Annotated in this window: 24 protein-coding genes and 1 pseudogene; 14 read left to right on the top strand and 11 right to left on the bottom strand. The window is 72.4% G+C overall.

Annotated elements, in window-relative coordinates; genetic code table 11:
- Positions 1-143 precede the first annotated feature (143 nt).
- The 4 genes from ACFSC0_RS19165 (at position 144) to ACFSC0_RS19150 (ending at position 1,855) form a co-directional block, all read left to right on the top strand.
- Positions 144-536 carry a hypothetical protein gene (locus ACFSC0_RS19165; protein WP_377355234.1) on the top strand — a complete coding sequence of 131 codons (393 nt, stop codon included), beginning with the start codon at positions 144-146 and terminating at the stop codon, positions 534-536.
- Positions 537-706: 170 nt separating this feature from the next.
- Positions 707-874: a hypothetical protein gene (locus ACFSC0_RS19160; RefSeq protein WP_377281585.1), complete on the top strand. Its 168-nt coding sequence runs from the start codon at positions 707-709 to the stop codon at positions 872-874.
- A 91-nt stretch (positions 875-965) separates the two neighbouring features.
- Positions 966-1,241 carry a hypothetical protein gene (locus ACFSC0_RS19155; RefSeq protein WP_377281584.1) on the top strand — a complete coding sequence of 92 codons (276 nt, stop codon included), beginning with the start codon at positions 966-968 and terminating at the stop codon, positions 1,239-1,241.
- An 89-nt stretch (positions 1,242-1,330) separates the two neighbouring features.
- Positions 1,331-1,855 (top strand): hypothetical protein, encoded by a 525-nt coding sequence (locus ACFSC0_RS19150; RefSeq protein WP_377281583.1) that lies wholly within the window; start codon positions 1,331-1,333, stop codon positions 1,853-1,855.
- A gap of 26 nt (positions 1,856-1,881) precedes the next feature.
- On the opposite strand, the gene ACFSC0_RS19145 is transcribed toward ACFSC0_RS19150, so the two are convergent.
- The gene (locus ACFSC0_RS19145; protein WP_377281582.1) at positions 1,882-2,253 is read right to left on the bottom strand and encodes a hypothetical protein; all 372 of its coding nucleotides are present in this window, start codon (positions 2,251-2,253) and stop codon (positions 1,882-1,884) included.
- Positions 2,254-2,392: 139 nt separating this feature from the next.
- On the opposite strand from ACFSC0_RS19145, the gene ACFSC0_RS19140 reads away from it, so the two are divergent.
- On the top strand, positions 2,393-2,791 hold the full coding sequence (locus ACFSC0_RS19140) for a hypothetical protein (protein ID WP_377281581.1): 399 nt from the start codon (positions 2,393-2,395) through the stop codon (positions 2,789-2,791).
- Positions 2,792-2,808: 17 nt separating this feature from the next.
- On the opposite strand, the gene ACFSC0_RS19135 is transcribed toward ACFSC0_RS19140, so the two are convergent.
- Positions 2,809-3,153 (bottom strand): hypothetical protein, encoded by a 345-nt coding sequence (locus ACFSC0_RS19135; protein ID WP_377281580.1) that lies wholly within the window; start codon positions 3,151-3,153, stop codon positions 2,809-2,811.
- A 54-nt stretch (positions 3,154-3,207) separates the two neighbouring features.
- A complete protein-coding gene (locus ACFSC0_RS19130) occupies positions 3,208-3,654 on the bottom strand; it encodes an SEL1-like repeat protein (RefSeq protein ID WP_377355233.1) in 447 nt (148 codons plus the stop codon).
- Positions 3,655-3,937: 283 nt separating this feature from the next.
- On the opposite strand from ACFSC0_RS19130, the gene ACFSC0_RS19125 reads away from it, so the two are divergent.
- Genes ACFSC0_RS19125 through ACFSC0_RS19115 form a run of 3 tightly spaced genes read left to right on the top strand, consistent with a single transcriptional unit; the run spans position 3,938 to position 5,327 of the window.
- The gene (locus ACFSC0_RS19125; RefSeq protein ID WP_377355232.1) at positions 3,938-4,252 is read left to right on the top strand and encodes an ArsR/SmtB family transcription factor; all 315 of its coding nucleotides are present in this window, start codon (positions 3,938-3,940) and stop codon (positions 4,250-4,252) included.
- Positions 4,249-4,683 carry an SRPBCC family protein gene (locus ACFSC0_RS19120; protein ID WP_377281577.1) on the top strand — a complete coding sequence of 145 codons (435 nt, stop codon included), beginning with the start codon at positions 4,249-4,251 and terminating at the stop codon, positions 4,681-4,683. Before ACFSC0_RS19125 ends, ACFSC0_RS19120 begins: the two co-directional genes overlap by 4 nt.
- Positions 4,680-5,327 (top strand): glutathione S-transferase family protein, encoded by a 648-nt coding sequence (locus ACFSC0_RS19115; RefSeq protein ID WP_377281576.1) that lies wholly within the window; start codon positions 4,680-4,682, stop codon positions 5,325-5,327. The genes ACFSC0_RS19120 and ACFSC0_RS19115 overlap by 4 nt, the downstream gene beginning before the upstream one ends.
- 59 nt (positions 5,328-5,386) lie before the next feature.
- Here ACFSC0_RS19115 and ACFSC0_RS19110 read toward each other — a convergent pair whose 3' ends face one another.
- Positions 5,387-5,944 (bottom strand): DUF1697 domain-containing protein, encoded by a 558-nt coding sequence (locus ACFSC0_RS19110; protein ID WP_377281575.1) that lies wholly within the window; start codon positions 5,942-5,944, stop codon positions 5,387-5,389.
- Positions 5,945-6,379: 435 nt separating this feature from the next.
- On the opposite strand from ACFSC0_RS19110, the pseudogene ACFSC0_RS19105 reads away from it, so the two are divergent.
- Positions 6,380-6,475 (top strand): annotated as a pseudogene (locus ACFSC0_RS19105) (excalibur calcium-binding domain-containing protein); the annotation flags it as partial.
- 107 nt (positions 6,476-6,582) lie between these two features.
- Here the strand turns inward: ACFSC0_RS19105 and ACFSC0_RS19100 are convergent.
- Positions 6,583-6,990 (bottom strand): thermonuclease family protein, encoded by a 408-nt coding sequence (locus ACFSC0_RS19100; RefSeq protein ID WP_377281574.1) that lies wholly within the window; start codon positions 6,988-6,990, stop codon positions 6,583-6,585.
- Between the two features lie 336 nt (positions 6,991-7,326).
- Here ACFSC0_RS19100 and ACFSC0_RS19095 point away from each other — a divergent pair, with 336 nt between their 5' ends.
- The gene (locus ACFSC0_RS19095) at positions 7,327-8,061 is read left to right on the top strand and encodes a Crp/Fnr family transcriptional regulator (RefSeq protein ID WP_377281573.1); all 735 of its coding nucleotides are present in this window, start codon (positions 7,327-7,329) and stop codon (positions 8,059-8,061) included.
- Positions 8,062-8,093: 32 nt separating this feature from the next.
- Here ACFSC0_RS19095 and ACFSC0_RS19090 read toward each other — a convergent pair whose 3' ends face one another.
- The 5 genes from ACFSC0_RS19090 to ACFSC0_RS19070 all read right to left on the bottom strand — a co-directional run bounded on the left by ACFSC0_RS19090 (position 8,094) and on the right by ACFSC0_RS19070 (position 13,002).
- On the bottom strand, positions 8,094-8,339 hold the full coding sequence (locus tag ACFSC0_RS19090; RefSeq protein ID WP_377281572.1) for a DUF6894 family protein: 246 nt from the start codon (positions 8,337-8,339) through the stop codon (positions 8,094-8,096).
- Positions 8,340-8,356: 17 nt separating this feature from the next.
- A complete protein-coding gene (locus tag ACFSC0_RS19085) occupies positions 8,357-10,252 on the bottom strand; it encodes a hybrid sensor histidine kinase/response regulator (protein WP_377281571.1) in 1,896 nt (631 codons plus the stop codon).
- Positions 10,253-10,260: 8 nt separating this feature from the next.
- Positions 10,261-11,751 carry a circadian clock protein KaiC gene (kaiC, locus tag ACFSC0_RS19080; RefSeq protein ID WP_377281570.1) on the bottom strand — a complete coding sequence of 497 codons (1,491 nt, stop codon included), beginning with the start codon at positions 11,749-11,751 and terminating at the stop codon, positions 10,261-10,263.
- Complete coding sequence (locus ACFSC0_RS19075; RefSeq protein ID WP_377355231.1) at positions 11,748-12,005, bottom strand: circadian clock KaiB family protein; 258 nt, start codon at positions 12,003-12,005, stop codon at positions 11,748-11,750. Before ACFSC0_RS19075 ends, kaiC begins: the two co-directional genes overlap by 4 nt.
- A 274-nt stretch (positions 12,006-12,279) precedes the next feature.
- The gene (locus ACFSC0_RS19070) at positions 12,280-13,002 is read right to left on the bottom strand and encodes a Crp/Fnr family transcriptional regulator (RefSeq protein ID WP_377281568.1); all 723 of its coding nucleotides are present in this window, start codon (positions 13,000-13,002) and stop codon (positions 12,280-12,282) included.
- Between the two features lie 188 nt (positions 13,003-13,190).
- Between ACFSC0_RS19070 and ACFSC0_RS19065 the strand changes: the two genes are divergently transcribed.
- Positions 13,191-13,394: a hypothetical protein gene (locus tag ACFSC0_RS19065; protein ID WP_377281567.1), complete on the top strand. Its 204-nt coding sequence runs from the start codon at positions 13,191-13,193 to the stop codon at positions 13,392-13,394.
- Here the strand turns inward: ACFSC0_RS19065 and ACFSC0_RS19060 are convergent.
- Positions 13,352-14,083, bottom strand: a complete 732-nt coding sequence (locus tag ACFSC0_RS19060) for a Crp/Fnr family transcriptional regulator (protein ID WP_377281566.1) — start codon at positions 14,081-14,083, stop codon at positions 13,352-13,354. The two genes, ACFSC0_RS19065 and ACFSC0_RS19060, sit on opposite strands and share 43 nt — an antisense overlap.
- Before the next feature lie 220 nt (positions 14,084-14,303).
- Here ACFSC0_RS19060 and ACFSC0_RS19055 point away from each other — a divergent pair, with 220 nt between their 5' ends.
- From ACFSC0_RS19055 to ACFSC0_RS19045, 3 genes are all read left to right on the top strand, one after another.
- Positions 14,304-15,350, top strand: a complete 1,047-nt coding sequence (locus ACFSC0_RS19055; RefSeq protein WP_377281565.1) for a toprim domain-containing protein — start codon at positions 14,304-14,306, stop codon at positions 15,348-15,350.
- Entirely contained in the window at positions 15,347-17,350 is a 2,004-nt protein-coding gene (locus ACFSC0_RS19050) for a ParB/RepB/Spo0J family partition protein (protein ID WP_377281564.1), read from the top strand. The genes ACFSC0_RS19055 and ACFSC0_RS19050 overlap by 4 nt, the downstream gene beginning before the upstream one ends.
- Positions 17,351-17,618: 268 nt before the next feature.
- Entirely contained in the window at positions 17,619-17,942 is a 324-nt protein-coding gene (locus ACFSC0_RS19045; protein ID WP_377281563.1) for a single-stranded DNA-binding protein, read from the top strand.

The following is a 17,942-nucleotide window of genomic DNA, read 5'->3' as shown; positions in this document are numbered from 1 at the left end:
TGACGCTGCTCGGACCCTGTATCGCGGAGCGCCAGGCCGGCCTGTGCGGCATTCCTGGCGACAGTGTGAGGTCAATTGCGGACATTCAGCAGTTAAGCTGCGCAACGGCAATGTGGAGGGGAGTCGTGCCAAAGTTGGCGTGGATGTTCGGGCTGGTGGCGAGCCTTGTCGCGTCTCCCGCTGCTGCTTGTCTCGAGATTCCAACGGCCAAGGGCATGGCGAAAACATTCGCTGTGGCTGACACTGTTGTGGACGTTCAGGCGCTCACCGAAGCCTACGTTCCCGTGCCGAACACCATGTCCCTTCGCGTCGGCATCGCGACGGCGCGCGTGCTCCGAGTTTACAAGGGTTCAGCAAGGGAAGGGTACGAGATCACTTACCGTGTGCTCGATGGCGAGTGGGACGGAAATCGATGCCCGGGCCGACGCTTCACACGGCCAGATGGGAAGTATCGGCTGTACCTAAAGTTCGCCGGTGACGGCGGCCCGCCGGTGATCATTCATCCTACAGACGCCCAATCGTTGCCGCTCCGTTAGTTGAACGTCAGGAATGGGTGGGTTGCGGCATCTCCTAGTGACCGCAACTACCCGCCTACCACAGAGCCCGAAGGCGAGGGGGCAAGCTGTCCAAGATCCAAGCTGTAGGGGTCAGGAGGCACGGCCAGAGCTGCGTCGTCAGCATCACCGCCTGGTCCAGGAGCGCCAACGTGAAAGGGCTCGAGACCAAGGGCTACAGATACGGACTGCTCTCCGTCGATGCAGCCGCTACTGCGCCAAGCCTCGACAATCCGGCGCCAGGCAAGTGGCAGTCGCTCCACCAGCAACGCGTGATCGGCGGCGGATGGTGGCTGGAATATCGGCGCTGGCCCAACTGAGCGGACGGCCCGAGGTCCGCAACGGGTGGAACCACCCTTTGCCCCATTGCACGCAGGGTCTAGACTCGCCGCCGCATCGTGAGTGCAGCCCATGAGCGACGCTGTCGGCCCTGGCGATCTGGTTCTCTGTGTCAACGCCGCCCCGAACCATGCCACGGGACGGCCGGTTCCCCTGCAGGCCGGCGAGACCTACCGGGTGATCGCGGTCATGGAATACGCCTGCCCATGCGGACGCTCCGACGCCCTGCTCGATGTGGGCGTCGACTTCGCGTGGTGTCAGACCCGTTTCCGGCTTCTGCCGAAGCCGAAGGCCCAGGCGAGGCCGCGCCGGGTCTCGGCGCCCAGGGAAAAGGAAACGGTCCGCTGAACCTTCGGCGAAGTCGGCGCCGTCGTGCGGACCATCGCCCGTCTTTTTCGGTCGCCGCGACGCAGGCAACGGCCGCATAACAGGCTCTCATGGCCGTTTCGTTCGAAGGATTCCCGCGCACGCTGCAGCGCTCGGCTCTCCGGCCGGGGCGCTGGTTCGTGGCGGCCGACGGCGTGCGGCCGATCCTGTGCCTGGCGACCGAGGTGGAGGATCTGGGCGAGCGCCTGGCTGTGGCCTTCAACCTGCCGGCCGTCGAGCAGGTTGAGGTCACGCCGGTTCCGCTCTCCGTCCTGGCGGACCCGTTCGCCACGGTGGAGGACGACGTGGTGTTCGCGCCCGGCCAGACCGAAGGCCTGCCCATGCTGGTCGCGCCTCTGCGCCGCACGTTCCGTCATGGCGCGCTGCTGCGCCTGTCCAACGGCGACCTCGGCATCGGCGTCGTGCCGAAGGGGTCGGGCGAGATGGTCGCGGTCTCGCTGACCTCCGGCCTGCGCAGCACGGGCTTCGACCTGGTCTTCGAGCGGTGGTCGCTCTCCCTGCGCCGCGGGGGCGCCGAGACCCGCATCGGCTACTACAAGCCCAGCCACCTCTACACGGAGCGGCGCAGAGGTTAGGCGGCGCTCAGGTCAGTGTCGCCAGCCTAGTCCGTGACGCGCCCCTTCACGAGCTTCAGCTGGACGGTCTTCCCCTGCGCCTTGGTTTGAAGGCTCGCCCCCGGTTGGGGCGGGAACCGCTCGCACATGCTGCCGGGCAGGCGTGGCTTCGACTGTGTCAGGCACACCTTGTCGCCCTTCACAGTCCACTTGCCGGCCAGGTCCAGCCCCCGGCGGCTCAGGCCGGTCCACGTGCCGTCCGGCTGGAGCCAGATCTTCCTCGACCGCCCGTCGGGGTCGATGGTTAGCAGCGTGTTGCCGAATGCGGCGCTGACGTCCGCGCTCTGGGGCCCCGCAGCCTCGGCGGCGCGGGGCGCGGCGAGGCAGGCGGCCAAAAGGATCGCGATGGTTCTGGTCATGGCCGCCACAACGCACGATACCCAAAAAGGCGGCATCGACGCCAAACGCTCGCCGCAGCTCGCGCCTCAGGCGAGCGCCTGGAGACGGTCCTAACGCGCTTGAGCTAGCTTCGCGCGAAACGAGATTAGGAGGGGAAGGTTGGACGTCGAGACGCTGCGGGCGCGCCTTGGGAAGCTCGACGAGTGCCTGATCGTCGGATTCCGAATGGATGACTTCCTGAGCTCGTTACAAATCACCTTGGACGACATCTGGACGGAGCAGGGGCAGGTCAGGGCCGACCTGGGCCAACGTCGGAAGCTGCTGCGCCTGTCCTGCGAGTTGGTCGAGAGGATCGAGTTCCTCGGCGGCCTGCGTGCGCACAACCTGATCGCCAGCCCAGAGCTGATCGGCTGGAGTCACACGGAGGTGAGCGCGTTCGAGTTGGGTGTGCAGCCAAGCGGGCTTCTGAGGTTGCGCATGACGATCACGGACGCTCGCAGCATCACTGTGGATTGCGCGCGGATCCGGGTTGTCGAACCGGACACGGAGATCGACTGAGCCCACGAAGCGAGACGCTAGATCCCAAGAATGGTGACCGCCTGATCATCGTGCAGCCTCGTCGACAGCCAGGCGGCCAGGCCGGCGAACAGGCGTCGTTCGATCTCGGGGCGACCCTCGTCTCGGGAAGTCTCCAAAAGTTCGCTGAGCAGCGTCCGTCGAGCCGGTCCGGGAATTTCAGAGACCCCATAGCGCATACCGTACGACCATTCCGGCCAAGCCACCTTCAACAGCGGTTCGACGAGGTCGAAGGCCTCCTCGCTCATCGCGACGCCGGCTCCCAGCGTGTTCCAGGTTCCCTCGGCGAAGTGAATCACCAGGCCTGTGGCGAGGCCGGTGGTTGGTTTGAGCTCCAGGTCCAAGCAGCGCCTCCGCGCAGGGCTATGTAAGAGCGGGCGCGGCGCACCGCGGGGCCGTCAGCATCGCAGGACGGGCTCTTGCAACCAGGAACTCGCAGAGCTTCGCAGGGCCTGGGTCGAACCTCGTCGGCTGAGCCGTTGGAGAACATCGCGGGACTGACGGCAGTCCACTTCTGCCGTGATCACGGCCAAGTCGAACAGGGCGAATTCGTGCCCCCGCGAGGCCGCAGCTTCAAGCCAGTGTCTCGCGTTGGACTTGTCGGAAGCGTCGGGGATGCCGTCCTCGCCGCCTGCAAAGTCATAGTACTGCCATAGGCGGTAGGCCGCCTCAGCGTCGCCCTTCCGCGCGCGCAGCACGAGTTGATCGCGATCGGCGGAGCTCAGAGCGTAGACCGTCCCCGTGCTCTCGAAGACGGTCTCTTCGACTGTGGGCTGGCGGTCTCCACAGCCGCTGTTGAGACCGCAGAGCAGCCCTGCCAGGACCACATGCCGGATGCCGAACATGGGGCGAAGTTGGCGCAGCGCCGCCGCTTCAGCAACGGTCGGGCCCACACGGTGGAACGCCCGCGGCCTCAGGCGAGCGCCTGGGCGGCCTCGTGGACCTTGCAACCCCGAGGTGGACGAGCCGAGGGTTAGCGCGCGAGCAGGGTCGCCTTGCCGTCGCCGCGCTTGTTCATCTGCTCCAGCGAGCTGCGGAAGATGTCGATTAGACCGCGCCCGGGTCGAATTGACTTCGCCAGAGACCCCGTTGATACTTCGCTACATGGCGAAGCATATGTCATCGGAGATGGACCGGACGTTCTGGGCGCTGGCGGATCCCACCCGGCGCGGCGTCCTGGAACGTCTTGCGAAAGACCCTGGGCTCTCCGTCAGCGAGCTCGCGCGCTCGTTTTCGCTGAAGCTTCCCGGCATGACGAAGCACCTGGACGTCCTGTCCGACGCCGGATTGATCACACGGACCAAGACCGGACGCACGGTGGCGGTGAGCCTCGCGCCCGCGCCGATGCAGGAGGCGATGGCCTGGCTCAGCCAGTACGAACGCTTCTGGACCGTCAGTCTGGACCGGCTCGTCGCGCTCGTCGAGGAGGATGCCGCGCGATGACCGACCAGCTCCCGAGCGTGACCCTCGTGCGCCGGATCAAGGCCCCGCCCGCCAAGGTGTGGGCGGCCATCACCCAGCCGGAGCTGATGGTGCAGTGGTGGGGGCCCGACGCGGGGCCGACCCTCAGCGTGACGGCGGACGTTCGCCCCGGCGGCCGCTTCAGCATCGTCTTCCGGCTGGTCAACGGCGACGAACACAACCCGACCGGCGTCTATCGGGAAGTGGCGCCCGAGACGAAGCTCGTCTTCACCTGGGAGATCGCCGGAGCGCCGGACTCGCTGGTGACTTTCCGGCTGGAGCCGATCGAAGGTGGAACCGAGCTGACGCTCACCCATGAGCGGCTGCCCGACGAAGCGGCCCGCGCCAGCCACGAGCACGGCTGGATCGGTCTTCTCGACAAGCTTCCGGCATTCCTTGGAGACGGCCAATGAGCGCGCTCATCCTCACCACCTACGACTGGGTCCCCGAGGGGCCGCGCGGTCTTGTGCGCGACCTGCGGGTGCGTTGGGCGCTGGAAGAAGCCGGGTTGCCCTACCGGGTGGAGAGCACGTCTTTCCACGATCGCGGCCCGGAGCATTTCGCGGCGCAGCCCTTCGGCCAGGTTCCGTGGCTGACCGATGGGGACATCACCATCTTCGAGAGCGGCGCGATCCTGCTGCACCTGGCCGAGAAGAGCCCGGCGCTGATGCCGCAGGATCCACGGGACCGGACTGAGGTGCTGGGGTGGGTCATCGCGGCGCTCAACTCGGTCGACCTGCCGGCCCAGCCCTGGGCGCTGTTCCGGTTCATGGGGTTCCCGCGCGAGTCGCCCGAGGCCGGTTTCGTGGAGGCCTTCCTGAAGGCGCGGCTCGAGCGGATGGAAGCCGTGCTGGCCGGGCGCGAGCAGCTGGTGGGCGACCGGTTCACGGTGGCCGACCTGCTGATGGCGGACGTGCTGCGGCAGGTGGACCGCTTCGACGGGCTCACGGAGTACCCGGCCTGCCACGCCTACGTCGCGCGCGCGACGGCCCGGCCGGCCTTCGTCAAAGCCTACCGCGACCAGATGGCCCACTTTGCGGCGGCGGATGCGGCTTGATGCCTGCGCCGCCGATACCTGTGGAGGTCCGCTGACCCGAGAGCGTTCGCGGCGCGGGCTCAGGCGAGCGCCTGGGCGGCCTCGTGGACCTTGCTCAGGGTGTTCCAGTTGCGGGCGGTGCCGCTGAGCTTGCCGAAGGCGGCCTTCCAGTCGGCGGGCCGCAGCGGCGAGGCGGAGATGCCGTTCGGGTGGACGAGCCAGGCGACGTCGCCGAGCACCTTGGCCTTCTCCGGCGGGTGGACGAGGGCCTCGAAGGCGCGGGCCTGGTCGGGGGTGGGCGCGGTCTTGAAGATGGTGGCCTGGACGCGGCTGGGCATGGCCGCGGAATCGTCGGGGAAGGGGTTGGACTGGACGATGCGGCCGAAGGCGGCGGCGTCGCGGACCATGACGTCGAGGGTGGGGCCGATCTTCTCGGCGATGGCCTTCTCCAGCAGGGCCTCGAGCTCGGCGCCGGCGGGGCCGGGGCTGCGGAACACCGCGTTGCCGGTGGCGACCAGGGTGCGCACGTCGGTGAAGCCGAGCTCGGCGAGCAGGGCGCGCAGGTCGGCCATCGGGACGCGGTTGCGCCCCATGGGCATGACGCCGCGCAGGAGGGCGATCTGGACGGTCTGGGCCATGGAGGGCGTTCAGTCCGATCCCCGCGGCGGGTCCTTGTCGCCGGCGTCGTCGCTTGGGGAGGGCGGGAGCCAGTAGGCTTCCCCGCAGCGCGCGCACACATGCATCTGCGACGTGGCGACCACGACTGGCGTGCGCGTGAGCACCACCGCTTGGGCGTCGTTCCCGCACGCTGTGCAGAGATGGAGCTTCATGGGAAACGTCTAGCACGGATCGGGAGGCGCCGCTGGACCTCTCCGGGTCGCTCACCGAACCCAAGTCCCTTGGCTCACCCATCGCCGCACAACGGAGCGCCTTTAGCCGGCCGGCGCGGGACAACTGGGGCTGCTGTTGGCCGATGAGGCGGCTGGGGAGGGGTTCGGGCTCGATCCGCGCAGGCGGCGCGGTTCACCTCGCCGCGGCGTCCCGCTGGGCCGCGAGGGGCCTTCGCCAACTGTTCCGAAGCGCGGGCGGCGGGGGCCGCGCCGGTGCGCCGGGGCCAGCCGGGCTATGCGTCACGGCTGGCCCCGGAACGGGGACGGAGTGGGCTGTGAGGCCCAGGCGGGCCGCCGCACGGTCCGCCCTCACCGCCGTCGGCGCAGTGGCCGGAGCCCGACCGCGGCGAAAGACCCTGCCCGCGGCGCCGTCAGCACGTCCAAGTTCATCGCCCGCCGTCGCGCCCGCCCAGGGCCCGGATCTGCGCGCCGAGCGGCCGGCCGGCGACCTTGCAGCGGGCGATGACCCGGTCGTGCACCCGCACGCGCCCGTTGCGGCCGGCGCTCGTGACGCAGGCGATGGGGCGGCCCAGGACCAGCCGGGCCAGGCGCGCCTTGGCGTCCGCTCCGCCCGGGGCACGGAGTTCCGGGGCGTCGAAGTCGGCGAGCCGGACCTCCACCCACCGGGCCGGGTCCGGCCCATCGCCCACGCAGAGGCTGTCGCCGTCCCCCACGTAGCGCACGGTCCCGCTCACCGTCACGCCCGGCCGTGCGGGGAGCGGCCCCTCGCACGGATCGGCGTGGCCGGCGGCCGGGACAAGGGCCAGCACGATCGCGGCGAGGCGGCGGCGCATGGCGAGGCTTGTCGCCCGGGCGCCGCCCGCCGGCAAGGGGGTCGGGGCGCACGCGGCGCTGGGCGACCGGAGGTTCGGTCGGCGGGGTTCGGCGGGGGTCGCGCAAGGCATTGAGGCCGGAGGAGCAAGACAAAACGGCTCATTCCAGAGGGTCTGGACAATATTGCGCCACAATTGTTTTCGCGCTCGTCTTTGGCGGAACCTTGGCTGTCGCAGCCCGTTGGCCGACGGAGACATTCCGTGACTTCACGCGGACTGAACGGCCGGACGGAAGGTTGAAGCGCGCCTCAGTTCATCGCGCCCGGTCTTCCGGACGGCGATGCACGGAGGGCGCCGATGGCGGCAGCCGCAGCCGAGTCCAATTCGATCCTCAAGGCCCTGGAGGCGGGGCCTGGCGCACGCTTTCTGCCGAGGTTCCAGCGCGTGCCGCTGCGGCGCGGCGCGGTTCTCCACTATCCGGGCGAGCCGGCCGAGGCCGTGTGCTTCCCCCTGTCCGGCCTGGTGGCGGTGATGTCGGATTCGGCGGACGGTGAGAGCGTGCAGACGGGGATGGTGGGCTGCGAGGGCGCCGTGGGCGCCTTCGAGGCCTATGTGGGGGGCCGCTTTGCGTCCAAGTACGTGGTCCAGGTCGGCGGCGAGGCGCTGCGCCTGGGCGCCGCCACCTTCCGGGAGCTTTGCCGGGAAGCCCTGGATTTCCGCCAGAGGATGGAGCGCTACTTCGAATTCCTGCTCACCGAGTCCCGGGTGCTGGTGATGTGCAACGCGCTGCATGGGGTGGAGGCGCGGCTGGCCCGCTCGATCTTGGAGGCGCTGGAGCGGAGCTGCATCGAAGGGCCGCTGCCGCTCACCCAGGAGGCGCTGGCGCAGATGCTGGGCGCGCAGCGGACCACCGTGGCCGTGGCCATGTCGCGGCTGCAGCGCGCGGGCCTCGTCCGCAGCGGCCGCGGCGCGGTGACGGTCCCCGACCGGGCGGCCCTCGAGCGCCTGGCCTGCCGCTGCCACCTGGCGCTGCACGAGGCCCGCAGGGGCGCCTGGGGCGAGGGGGCCGGGCGGCTTCAAAGGTCCGGCTAGGCGGCCTGGTCGGCGCCGCCGATAGCGGCAGGTCAGGGAGGCGCGGCGGGCCCGCCCATGCGCAGCGCCACCTCCACCGCGAACACCTGGGATCGGCGGGCGTCGCGGACCTCGAGGCGCCAGGCCCCGGCCCTGACGAGCCCGTCTGCGTCGTCGCGCAGCAGTTCCCCGAGGTGGCGGGCGGCCGCGACCAAGGCCGCGCCTTCGTCCGGCAGCTCGACGCCGTCGGCGTCGAGGCTGGGGCTGTCCCGGTGCAGGTCGAAGTAGTAGGTCGGCACGCGTCCTGCCCCGCGCGCTAGTCGCCGCCGCGCGCGGCGGCGACGCCGAGCGCGCGGAGGGCCGCCTCGAGCGCGGCCCCGTCGAAGGGCTTGTCCAGGAAGGTCACCTGCTCGTCCGCGCTCAGCCGTCCGCGCAGGTCCTCGTCGTTGTAGCCGCTCGCCAGGACCACGGGCGCGCCGGGCCGCCGGGCCCTCAGCTCCGCCACAAGCGCATCCCCGCGTCCGTCCGGCAGGCCGATGTCGATGACCGCGGCGTCGAGGGGCGCGGCGGCCGACCGGATCTTCTTCAGCGCCTCGCTGGCGGTGGTGGCCTCCTCGACGCGGCAGCCCGCCTCCAGCAGCGCTTCGAGCAGGGTCATCCGGACGAGGGCGTCGTCTTCCACCAGAAGCACCTGCGGCTCCGTCCGGTCGGGCGCGAGCACGTCCTGCACGCGGCGGGCGAGGGCGGCGTAGCTGAACGGCTTGGCCAGCAGCTGGAAACCGGTCTCCAGCCGCCCGTCCTTGAGCAGGGTTCCGCCGGCGTAGGCGGTGGTCAGCAGCACGCGGAGTCCCGGCTGGCGGGCCTGGGCCGCGTCGGCCAGTTCGCGCCCGTTCATGCCGCCGGGCAGGCCGATGTCGCTGAACAGCAGCCGGACGCCGGGAGTGCGCTCGAGCACCTCCAGGGCGGCGGCGGCGTCGGCGGCCTCGAAAACGCGGTAGCCGAGGTCGCAGAGGGTGGCGACGCTGAAGGCGCGCACATCCTCGTCGTCCTCCACGACGAGGATCGCCTCGCCGTCGGCCCGGGCGCCCGCGTCGGGCGGCGCTGCGGGGGCTTCCGCGGCGTCGCCGGCCGCGCGCGGGAGGTAGAGGTTGACGGCGGTTCCGCGGCTGGGGCCGCTGTCGATGCTGACGTGGCCGCCCGACTGCTTCACGAAGCCGTAGACCTGGCTGAGGCCGAGCCCGGTGCCGTGGCCCACCCCTTTGGTGGTGAAGAAGGGCTCGAAGGCCTGGGCCAGCACCTCCTCGCCCATCCCGCAGCCGGTGTCGCGCACGGTGATCCGGACGCAGGGGCCGGGCGCCAGGTCGGCCGCGCCCTCGGTGTGGAAGGCCTCGTTGGCGGTCTCGAGGATCAGGGCGCCGCCGTCGGGCATCGCGTCCCGGGCGTTGACCGCCAGGTTGAGGATGGCGGACTCCAGCTGGTTGGCGTCGACCATGGCGCGGCCGAGGTCGGCCGCCAGGCGGCTCTCGACCTGCACCGCCTCGCCGAGCGTCCGCGCCAGGAGGTCGGACATGCCGGCGATGAGCTTGTTGATGTCGACCGGCTGCGGCGTCAGCGGCTGCCGGCGGGAGAAGGCGAGCAGCTGGTCGGTCAGGGTCGCGGCCCGGCGGGCGCCCAGCATGGCGTTCTCGGCGTAGCGCAGGGCCCGGGCGGCCTCAGGGTCTGAGCCCAGGTGCCGCTGGAGGAACTCCAGGTTGCCGATGACCACGGTGAGGAGATTGTTGAAGTCGTGCGCCACTCCGGCCGTCAGGCGGCCGATCGCCTCCATCTTGTGCGACTGGCGGGCGCGTTCCTCGAGCTCGCGCCGGGCGGAGATGTCCCGCAGGCTGGCGAGCAGGGCGGGGCGGCCCTCCCAGGCGGTGCCCACCACGCGCATCTCGACGTCCGCCCGCCCGCCCGCCGGGCGCAGGACCACGATCTCGGTGGTCTCGCCGGCCACGGTGGGCACGCCGATGGGCGCGCCCACGAGCTGGGCGACCGGCCGGCCGAAGATCTCGGCCGCCGCAGGATTGGCGAACACCACCTTGCCCGCCGCGTCGACGACGACGACGCCGTCGGCGTTGGCTTCGATGAGGAAGCGGTATTCGGCCGGGCCGAGGCCGAGGGCGCCGTCGGCCGCAGCGCCGGCGGGCGGGTTCGTCGCCGTCGGAGCCATGGCCGCCGTCACGGCTGGGTTCCGTCGCCCGGATCGGTCTCGAACAGGTTCGGCGCGCCGGAGAACGGTTCCTTCAGGTGCATGCCCTGGCTGTCGATGGTGAAGCGGCGGACGTTCTTGTCGTGCTCGCTGCCGCGCATCTTCAGGACCATCATCCCGCGGTGCATGACCTCGCGCTCCTGGATGTAGCGGAGCAGGATGATGGAGTCGGTCAGGGTGGAGATGTGCTGCTCGCTGACGCTCTGGCCGCCGATCAGCGACTTGGTGGTGGCCGTGAGCAGGCCGGCGATCTCACGGCGCTTGATGAAGGAGGTGAGGCTGATCAGGAACTCGCGGAAGCCGGTTTCCGGGGCGATGCGCTCGAGCGCCGAGAGGCTGTCGATGGCGATGCGGTTCGGCTCGAACTCCTCCACCAAGGCGCGGATGGTCAGGAGGTGGTCGGGCAGGCTCTGGGCCTCGGGATAGAGGCAGACCACCTTCAGGCGCCCGTCCGCCTCCATCTGCTCGAAGTTGACCCCCCAGCTGCGGGCGTTGCGGAACAGCTGGCCGCGGCTCTCCTCGTAGCCAAGGAGCAGGGCCTTCTCGCCCGCCGCCACGCCGCCGGCCAGGAAATTGGTCACCAGCAGGGTCTTGCCGGTGCCGGTGGCGCCGCTCACCAGGGTCACGCTGTCGCGGAAGAAGCCGCCGCCGCACATCTCGTCGATGCTGGCGTTGCCGCTGGTCACCCGCTTGGTGCTCGATTCCTGCTCGAGGCGCAGGGAGGAGAGGGGCACGGCGACGATGCCGCGCCCGCCGACCAGGGTGAAGGGCGCTTCCCCCTCCACGTGGTGGCTGCCGCGCATCTTCAGCACCTCGATGGTGCGGCGGCGTTTCTCCCGCTCGAGGACGTTGCGGAGCAGGACCACGTTGTCGGCGACGAACTCCTCCATCCGGTGCCGGGTGATCTCCCCGTACTCGTTGTTGCGTTCGGCCGTCATCAGCACGGTCAGGCCCGCCCGCCTCAGGCGCGAGCTGATCCGGAAGAGCTCGCGGCGCAGGATGTTGGGCTCGGCGATGAAGTGGTCGAAGAGCTGGGCCAGCGAATCCAGGACCACGCGGCGGGCGCTCACCTGCTCGGCGGCGTGGAGGATGCGCGCCAGCAGGCCGGACAGGTCGAAGTCGCCTAGCACGAGGGACTCGTCGGCCCGCGGGCTGGCGTCGACGAAGGCCAGCCGCTTCTCGCGGACCCAGCGGCCGATGTCCCACCCGAAGCCGGCCATGTTGGCCTCCACCTCCTTCGGCGACTCCTCGAAGGTGACGAAGACGCCCGCCTCCCCGAGGTGGATGCCGTGGGCGAGGAACTGGGTCGCGAACACCGTCTTGCCGCTGCCCGGGCTGCCGCCCACCACCGTGGCGCGGCCGCGCGGCAGGCCGCCCATCACCAGCTCGTCGAACGCCTCCACCCCCGTCTGCACGCGCTCGAGCACCGCCGACAATCCTTCGTCTTCCGTGTGCGTCATTCACCCGCCTCCCGCGGGGCCAGCCCAAAGAAGTCCATGACCCGGTCCAGGTCGCTGAGGTCGCCCACGATCCGGCGCGGCGGGTCGTGCCCGTCGTCCGAGAGCGTCGGCGTGGCGAGGATGCCCGCCGCTTCGGCGAGGCCGGGCTCGACAAGCACGTCGACGACCTCGACGGCGGAGCCCGCGGGCAGGTGCGTGCGGAGCCGCTGCAGGTTCTCGCGCGCCCGCCGCGCGCCGGCGGAGTCGCCGGCCACGTAAAGCCGAAGGTCCAGCGGTGGAGCAGGCGCACCAGCCATGCAGTCGTGAGCCCCCTCTCGGCGCGTCGCGGCCCGGCCGCAGCCGAGGCGGACGCGACGGCCGCCGATGTCGCGGCGCCGTCACCGGCGCCGGCTCCCCCTGACAGGTGGAAGCGCGCCTAATTAGCAGAGGTGAGATTCCGGACTGTATGGAAGCCTACAGAACCGGCCCGGTCGGCTGCGGAGGTTGTGGATCGGTCCGGGCGGCGCCCGCCGGCCGGGCGCGGCCGCCTCAGGCCTCGCAGACGTGCGCCTCGGAGCGGACGATCTCGGCCTCGGCGTAGGCGATGGTCTCCCGGCACGAGCAGCAGAGCTGCTGCAGGCCGCGGCGGTCGAGCAGCTCGATCACGCCCCGGCGCGTGCGGATGAGGCCGCGCCGCTGCAGGGACGAGGCGGTCACCGCCACCGTCGGGCGCTGCACCCCGAGCATGTTGGCGAGCGCCTCCTGGGTGAGGGAGAGCACCGGCCCGCCGTGGCTGCGCTCGGAGGCGTCCAGCAGCGCCCGGCACATGCGGTTCTCCACCGGGTGGATGGCGGCGCAGGCCACCAGCTGCCGGGCCTCGACCATCAGCGCCTCGATGTGCTTGTGCACGGCGGTACGCAGGGCCGGAGACTGGTCGAACAGCTCGCGGTAGTGGCCGGCGCGCATGCGCCAGGCCGGTCCGGCGATCTGGACGATGGCGCGGGTGAAGCTGACCCGGCTGCCGCAGGCCTCGAAGGCGCCGTAGGCGCCGTTCCAGCCGACCATCCCGCCGCTCACGCTCTCGCCGTCGACGTTCTCGGAAGCCACGCAGATCAGCGCGGCGTCGGGGAACCACACCCAGTCCACCGGCTCGCCGATCTCCTGAAGAACGCCGCCGCGCCTGAGGGTCACGCGCTCGATCTTGCCGCGGGCGCGCATGGCCGCAGCCGGCTCAAGATGCGACAGGATGACATTGCGGGGATTGAAGTCCATGATCGCCCGATCGCAGTAAATTTCGCCGGGCCCGGCTCGCCCCTATTTGCGCACAATAGTTGAGGGCCGGCGCCTCACCAATGGAATTGTTCCCCCCGCAGACCGCGCGGCGGCCCGGGAACCGGACGAGGGCCCCGTGCGATAGAGACGGGACGGACCGTCCGGGGCCGCAGGAGAAGGACGCTCGAATGCCGCTTCAGGCCGACCATGCGCCGCTGCAGGTCGAGGCCATGGACGGGGAGGTGGTGATCACCGGCCCCCGGGTCGCCGTCGCCCTCACCGCCGCCGCAGCCGCCGAGACGGCGCGGCGGATCGCCGAGGCCGCCGCCACGGCCGGGGCCTTCCCCGTTCAGCCGCTGGCCGCCTCGCAGGGCTCGGCCTCGGACCTGTAGATCTCGTCCCGCGCGAACTCGATCGTCCCCAGGCACGAGCAGGCGATCCGCTCCAGCCGGCTTGTCGACAGGACCTCGACGACCCCGCGGCCGGTGCGGAGCAGGCCCTGCTTCTGGAGGGCCGAGGTGGTGACCGCGACGGTCGTGCGCTGGACCCCCAGCAGCTGGGCCAGCGCCTCCTGGGTCAGCGGGAGCACGTTCCCGACGCGGCTGCGGGCCATCATGTCCAGCAGCGCGCGGCCGAGCCGGTTCTCGACGGAGTGGATGGCGTTGCAGGCCACGAACTGGCGCGCCTCCACGAGCGTGGCCTCCACGTGCTTGTGCACGGCGGTGCGCATCGCCGGGGAGGCCTCGTAGAGCTCGCGGAAGTGGGCCGCGCGGATCCGCCAGCCGTCGCCCGGAATCTGGACCGTGGCGGTGGCGTAGCTCATCCGGCTGCCGCAGGCCTCGAAGACCCCGTAGGCCCCCGTCCAGCCGACCAGGCCGCCGCTGACGCTCTCGCCGCCCACGGTCTCGCAGGCGATGGAGATCAGGCCGTTCTCGGGGAACCACACCCACTCCACCTCCAGGCCGGCCTCCTGCACGAGCTGGCCCCGCTCCATGTCGACCAGCTGGAACCGGTTGGCGAACGCGGCCCGGGTCTCCGCCTCGAGGCGCTGCAGCAGCAGATTCTGGGACCGAAACTCCATGCCCTCCCCCGAGGGCGCCGCCCGCCAAGGCCGCGCCTGCGCTATGGCGGTCGTACACGCTGAAAATCGACGCTTGTGTTCGAAACCCTACACGAGGACGCCGGTCTCGGCGGGAGTGCGCATCCGGCGCGCGGACGCAGGCCGTGCGCGACGTCTCCGGAGGCGGAGGAAGGGCCGGGCCGGGCGAGGCCGCCGTGGCCTCGAGCCCTCGGAGCCCGACATGCCCGCCACCATCCTCTCCCCGCCGACCTCCGGGCCGCCGACAGCCCCTACGGGCCCGGCGGCCGCAACCCTCCGCCCGATCGTCGCGGCCCTCGGCGGCGACCTCTACGCGGGCGGCCGCCGGGCCAACGTGCCGGCCCCGGGCCACAGCCGCTCGGACCGTTCGGTGTCCCTGCTGCTGCGGCCGGACGGCCGGGTGGTCGCCCACGGCTTCGGCGCCGTGGGCTGGCGCGAAACCCTCGATCACCTGCGGGCCCTCGGGCTGATCGACGCCGCCGGGCGGATCGCGGGGGCCGGGACGGCTGCGCCCGGCGGCGCGCCGCCGACGGAGGCGGCGCGGCGCGCCGCGGTCAGGACCCTCTGGGCGGCCGGCGGCGCCCTGCGCCCCTGGACGCCGGCCGCGCGGCACGCGCGCCGCCGCGGGGTGCTGCGGGATCTCGCGGGCATGGCGGCGCTGAGGGCCCACCCGGCCGCGCCCCTGAACGTCTACCGGCCCGGCCGGGCGGCCCGTCCCGCGCTACTGGCGGCCGTCAGCGGACCGGAGGGGGCGATCACGGCGCTGGAGGTCACCTACCTGCACCCGAGCGGCGCGCGGGCCGCCGGCCTTCGCCTGCCGCGCAAGACCGTCGGCCGCCTGCCGGCCGGCGCCGCGGTGCGGCTGGATCCGCCGGGCGCCGAGCTGTTGGTCTCCGAGGGGGTGTTCTCGGCGCTGTCCGCCGGCGAGCGGTTCGCGGCGCCCGCCTGGGCGCTGCTGGGCGCCGGCAACCTGCGCCGCTGGACCCCGCCGGAGGGCGTGCAGCGGGTGCTGATCGCCGCCGACCGCGGCGCCGCCGGCGAGGCTGCGGCCGGCGCCCTTGCGGCCCGGCTGCGGGCCGCGGGGGTAGCGGTCCGCGTGCGCCTGCCGCCGGTCCCCTACGGCGACTGGAACGAGGCGATGGCCGCCGCGCGCGCAGCCGCCGCCCGGGAGGAAGGAGGAAGGGCGGAAGAGGGCGCCCGGACGGGGCGGGAACGGCCCGCCCGCGGGCCGCAGGGAGATCGCCCATGACCGACACCGCCACCATCGACGCCGCCGCCGCGCCGGCGTCCGCTCCCGGACGGGTGCGCAAGGTATATCCGCTGCGGGATATCGCCGTGGCCCCCGAGAACCTCCGCTTCGCCGAGCCGCCGGACGAGGACATCCCGCAGCTCGCCGCCACCATCCGCGCCGCCGGGCTGCTGCAGCCGCTGACGGTCCGCCCCGGCCGCCGGAAGGAGAAGCCGGCCATGGCGCTCGACGGGCGCCGGCGCCTGCTGGCGCTCGAGCGGCTGCGGGCCGAGGGCGCGATCGGCGACGATTATCCGGTGGAGGTCTATGAGGAGACCGACCCCGCCCGCCAGGCCGCCGCGGCGGTGCTCACCAACAGCGCCGTGCCGGTGCACGTGGCGGACGTCATCGCGGCCATCGGGCGGATGCTGACGGCCAAGCTGGCGCCCGAGGCGATCGCCCGCGCCCTCGGCTACGGGGAGGTGGAGGTGCGCCGGCTGGCGGCCCTCGCGGCCCTGCACCCGAGGGCCCTGGAGGCGCTGAAGCTGGGGCGCATCAACCTTCGCCAGGCCAGGCTGCTCGCCCGGCTCCCGGACCGGGCGCTCCAGCGCGAGCTGGCCGAGTCGGCGCTGGCCGGGCGCGGCTTCGCCGAATGGCGGGTGAGCGAGCAGCTCGACCGCGGGGCCGTGACCACCTTCGACCGCCGCTTCGCCCTGGTCGGCCCGGACCGGTACGCCGCCGGCGGGGGCCGGACCGAGGCGGACCTCTTCGGCGAGCGGGCGGCTGTGCTGCTCGATCCGGAGATCCTGCAGGCCCAGTGGGAGGCGCGGGCGCGGGCGCTGGCGGCGGGCCTGGAGGCCGAGGGGCTGGAGCTGCGCCTGTGCGCGGGCCCGGCCCGCGAATGGCCCGAGGGGCTCGAGCCGGTGGGCGCCGACTACGGCGCGGGCCTCGACGAGGCGCAGGTCGCCGCCTGGCGCGAAGCGCAGGCCTCCGCGCAGGCCGCCGCGGCGCAGCTGGCCGGCGCGGACGTCGCCGCTGACACGGCCGAAGCGTCCCTTCGGGACTGGCTCGCCGCCAGCCTGGCGGCCGCCCGGGCGGGGGCGCCGGGGCGGCCTGTCACCGTCGCCCTGCTGCGCCCCGACCCGGCCGTCGGGCTGGCGGCGACCTTCTATGGGCCGCCCGTGCCGGCAGGCGATGCGGATGAGGAGCCGGAGCCGAAGGACGCCATAGGCATGGCCGCCACGCCGTCCTGCGGCGCGGCCGCGAAAGGCGACGCCGAAGCGCCGGCGCCTGGCGGGCCGCCGGGCGGGACGGCGGGGATCGGCCATGCCCTGCACGAGGTGCGCACGGACCTCGCCACGCGGGTGCTGATCCGGGCCCTTGCGGACGACCCGGCCGCCGCGCTGGTCGCCCTGACGGCGCGCCTCTTCTGCGTCCTCGTCCTGCGGTCGGGGCTTGGGCGCGGCGGCGGGGCCCTGAGCGTCTCGGCGGAGGCCTATAGCCGCCCGCGCGCCCCGGCGGTGGACGCGCTCGACGGCGAAGTGCGGCGCCGGCTGGCCGAGCGGCGAGCCGCGTTCGAAGGCGCGGGCGCGAGCCCGATCGCCTGGGTCGCATCGTTGCCGGAGGCGGCGAGGCAGGGGCTGCTGGCGGAACTGGTGGCGCTCAGTCTCGACCTTCGTGAGGAGCGGACCCATGCCGTACGCGCTACGGCGCGGGCCGAGGCGGCGGAGATCGCCGAGCTCTGCGCCGCCGACGCGGCGCGCTGGTGGACGCCCGACGCGGCCTTCCTCCAGGCGCACGCCAAGCCCCACCTCCTGGACATGCTGGAGGCGATGGGGGCGGGCGATCCGCGTGCGGGTGCGCTGCGCAAGGACGAGCTGGTGGCGCGGGTCGCCGCGTGCGCCGCCGAGCGCAGATGGGCGCCGGCCTGGCTCTCCTGGCGGGCGCCGCCCCAGGTTCCGCCGGCCGAGGCGGGGCCCGGCCCGCACGGAGCCGGTGAGGCCGAACCGGCCGCGGCCTGACGCCCTCCGGCCCGCCGCCGTCGCCCTTCGCGAGCGCGGGCGAGACCGCCGGTCGGAGCCGGCGCGTCCGCGCGGGCATGTCTGGAGCTCCGCAGCGCCCTCCTGAGGGCCGGCTTCCCACCTGCACGGCGGCGGACGGATCGATCCCGCCCCGGCGACGGCCGGGGCGGGATCAGCCCGCAGCGGGGGGAGGGGAGGAAGGGCGAAGGCGGGTGAGGCGTCAAGCGGGAGATGGCCTTCCGGGCGCCTCGGAGCGAGGAGACTGAAGATGCAGAACGTCGTGTTCCAGGGCCGTTTGGCGGCCGATCCGCAGGTGACCGGCGACTTCGGCAAGGCGGTGTTCCGCCTGCTCGAGAACCGCGGCCGGGATGCTGCGAGCCAGCCCCGGGTCGTGGGCGTGAACTGCGTGAGCTGGTCGAAGGCGCTGAACGCGCGGGTGATCGCGCCGCACCTCCGGCGCGGATGCGAGGTGCTTGTCGCGGGCGCCTTCGTTGACGTCCGCTACCACGCGCGCGACGGCGGCGTGCGCGTCGCCAAGGAGCTGGCCGTCCGCCGGATCGCGCTGCTGGACTGGGCGGCCGGGGCCGCGTGA

The sequence above is a fragment of the Phenylobacterium terrae genome (genome assembly GCF_042681205.1).
In the GTDB taxonomy this organism is placed as follows: Bacteria; Pseudomonadota; Alphaproteobacteria; order Caulobacterales; family Caulobacteraceae; genus Phenylobacterium; species Phenylobacterium terrae.
This window is presented reverse-complemented; position numbering and strand designations above follow the sequence as displayed.

Bases quoted from the DNA above. Each gene is read 5' to 3' on its own strand.
- ACFSC0_RS19060 (WP_377281566.1), bottom strand. From the start codon at position 14,083: ATGGAGTTTCGGTCCCAGAATCTGCTGCTGCAGCGCCTCGAGGCGGAG.
- ACFSC0_RS19100 (WP_377281574.1), bottom strand. From the start codon at position 6,990: ATGCGCCGCCGCCTCGCCGCGATCGTGCTGGCCCTTGTCCCGGCCGCC.
- ACFSC0_RS19045 (WP_377281563.1), top strand. From the start codon at position 17,619: ATGCAGAACGTCGTGTTCCAGGGCCGTTTGGCGGCCGATCCGCAGGTG.
- ACFSC0_RS19065 (WP_377281567.1), top strand. From the start codon at position 13,191: ATGCCGCTTCAGGCCGACCATGCGCCGCTGCAGGTCGAGGCCATGGAC.
- ACFSC0_RS19120 (WP_377281577.1), top strand. From the start codon at position 4,249: ATGACCGACCAGCTCCCGAGCGTGACCCTCGTGCGCCGGATCAAGGCC.
- ACFSC0_RS19055 (WP_377281565.1), top strand. From the start codon at position 14,304: ATGCCCGCCACCATCCTCTCCCCGCCGACCTCCGGGCCGCCGACAGCC.
- ACFSC0_RS19125 (WP_377355232.1), top strand. From the start codon at position 3,938: ATGGACCGGACGTTCTGGGCGCTGGCGGATCCCACCCGGCGCGGCGTC.
- ACFSC0_RS19145 (WP_377281582.1), bottom strand. From the start codon at position 2,253: ATGACCAGAACCATCGCGATCCTTTTGGCCGCCTGCCTCGCCGCGCCC.
- ACFSC0_RS19115 (WP_377281576.1), top strand. From the start codon at position 4,680: ATGAGCGCGCTCATCCTCACCACCTACGACTGGGTCCCCGAGGGGCCG.
- ACFSC0_RS19130 (WP_377355233.1), bottom strand. From the start codon at position 3,654: ATGTTCGGCATCCGGCATGTGGTCCTGGCAGGGCTGCTCTGCGGTCTC.
- kaiC (WP_377281570.1), bottom strand. From the start codon at position 11,751: ATGACGCACACGGAAGACGAAGGATTGTCGGCGGTGCTCGAGCGCGTG.
- ACFSC0_RS19070 (WP_377281568.1), bottom strand. From the start codon at position 13,002: ATGGACTTCAATCCCCGCAATGTCATCCTGTCGCATCTTGAGCCGGCT.
- ACFSC0_RS19155 (WP_377281584.1), top strand. From the start codon at position 966: ATGAGCGACGCTGTCGGCCCTGGCGATCTGGTTCTCTGTGTCAACGCC.
- ACFSC0_RS19085 (WP_377281571.1), bottom strand. From the start codon at position 10,252: ATGGCTCCGACGGCGACGAACCCGCCCGCCGGCGCTGCGGCCGACGGC.
- ACFSC0_RS19110 (WP_377281575.1), bottom strand. From the start codon at position 5,944: ATGGCCCAGACCGTCCAGATCGCCCTCCTGCGCGGCGTCATGCCCATG.
- ACFSC0_RS19095 (WP_377281573.1), top strand. From the start codon at position 7,327: ATGGCGGCAGCCGCAGCCGAGTCCAATTCGATCCTCAAGGCCCTGGAG.
- ACFSC0_RS19050 (WP_377281564.1), top strand. From the start codon at position 15,347: ATGACCGACACCGCCACCATCGACGCCGCCGCCGCGCCGGCGTCCGCT.
- ACFSC0_RS19165 (WP_377355234.1), top strand. From the start codon at position 144: ATGTTCGGGCTGGTGGCGAGCCTTGTCGCGTCTCCCGCTGCTGCTTGT.
- ACFSC0_RS19150 (WP_377281583.1), top strand. From the start codon at position 1,331: ATGGCCGTTTCGTTCGAAGGATTCCCGCGCACGCTGCAGCGCTCGGCT.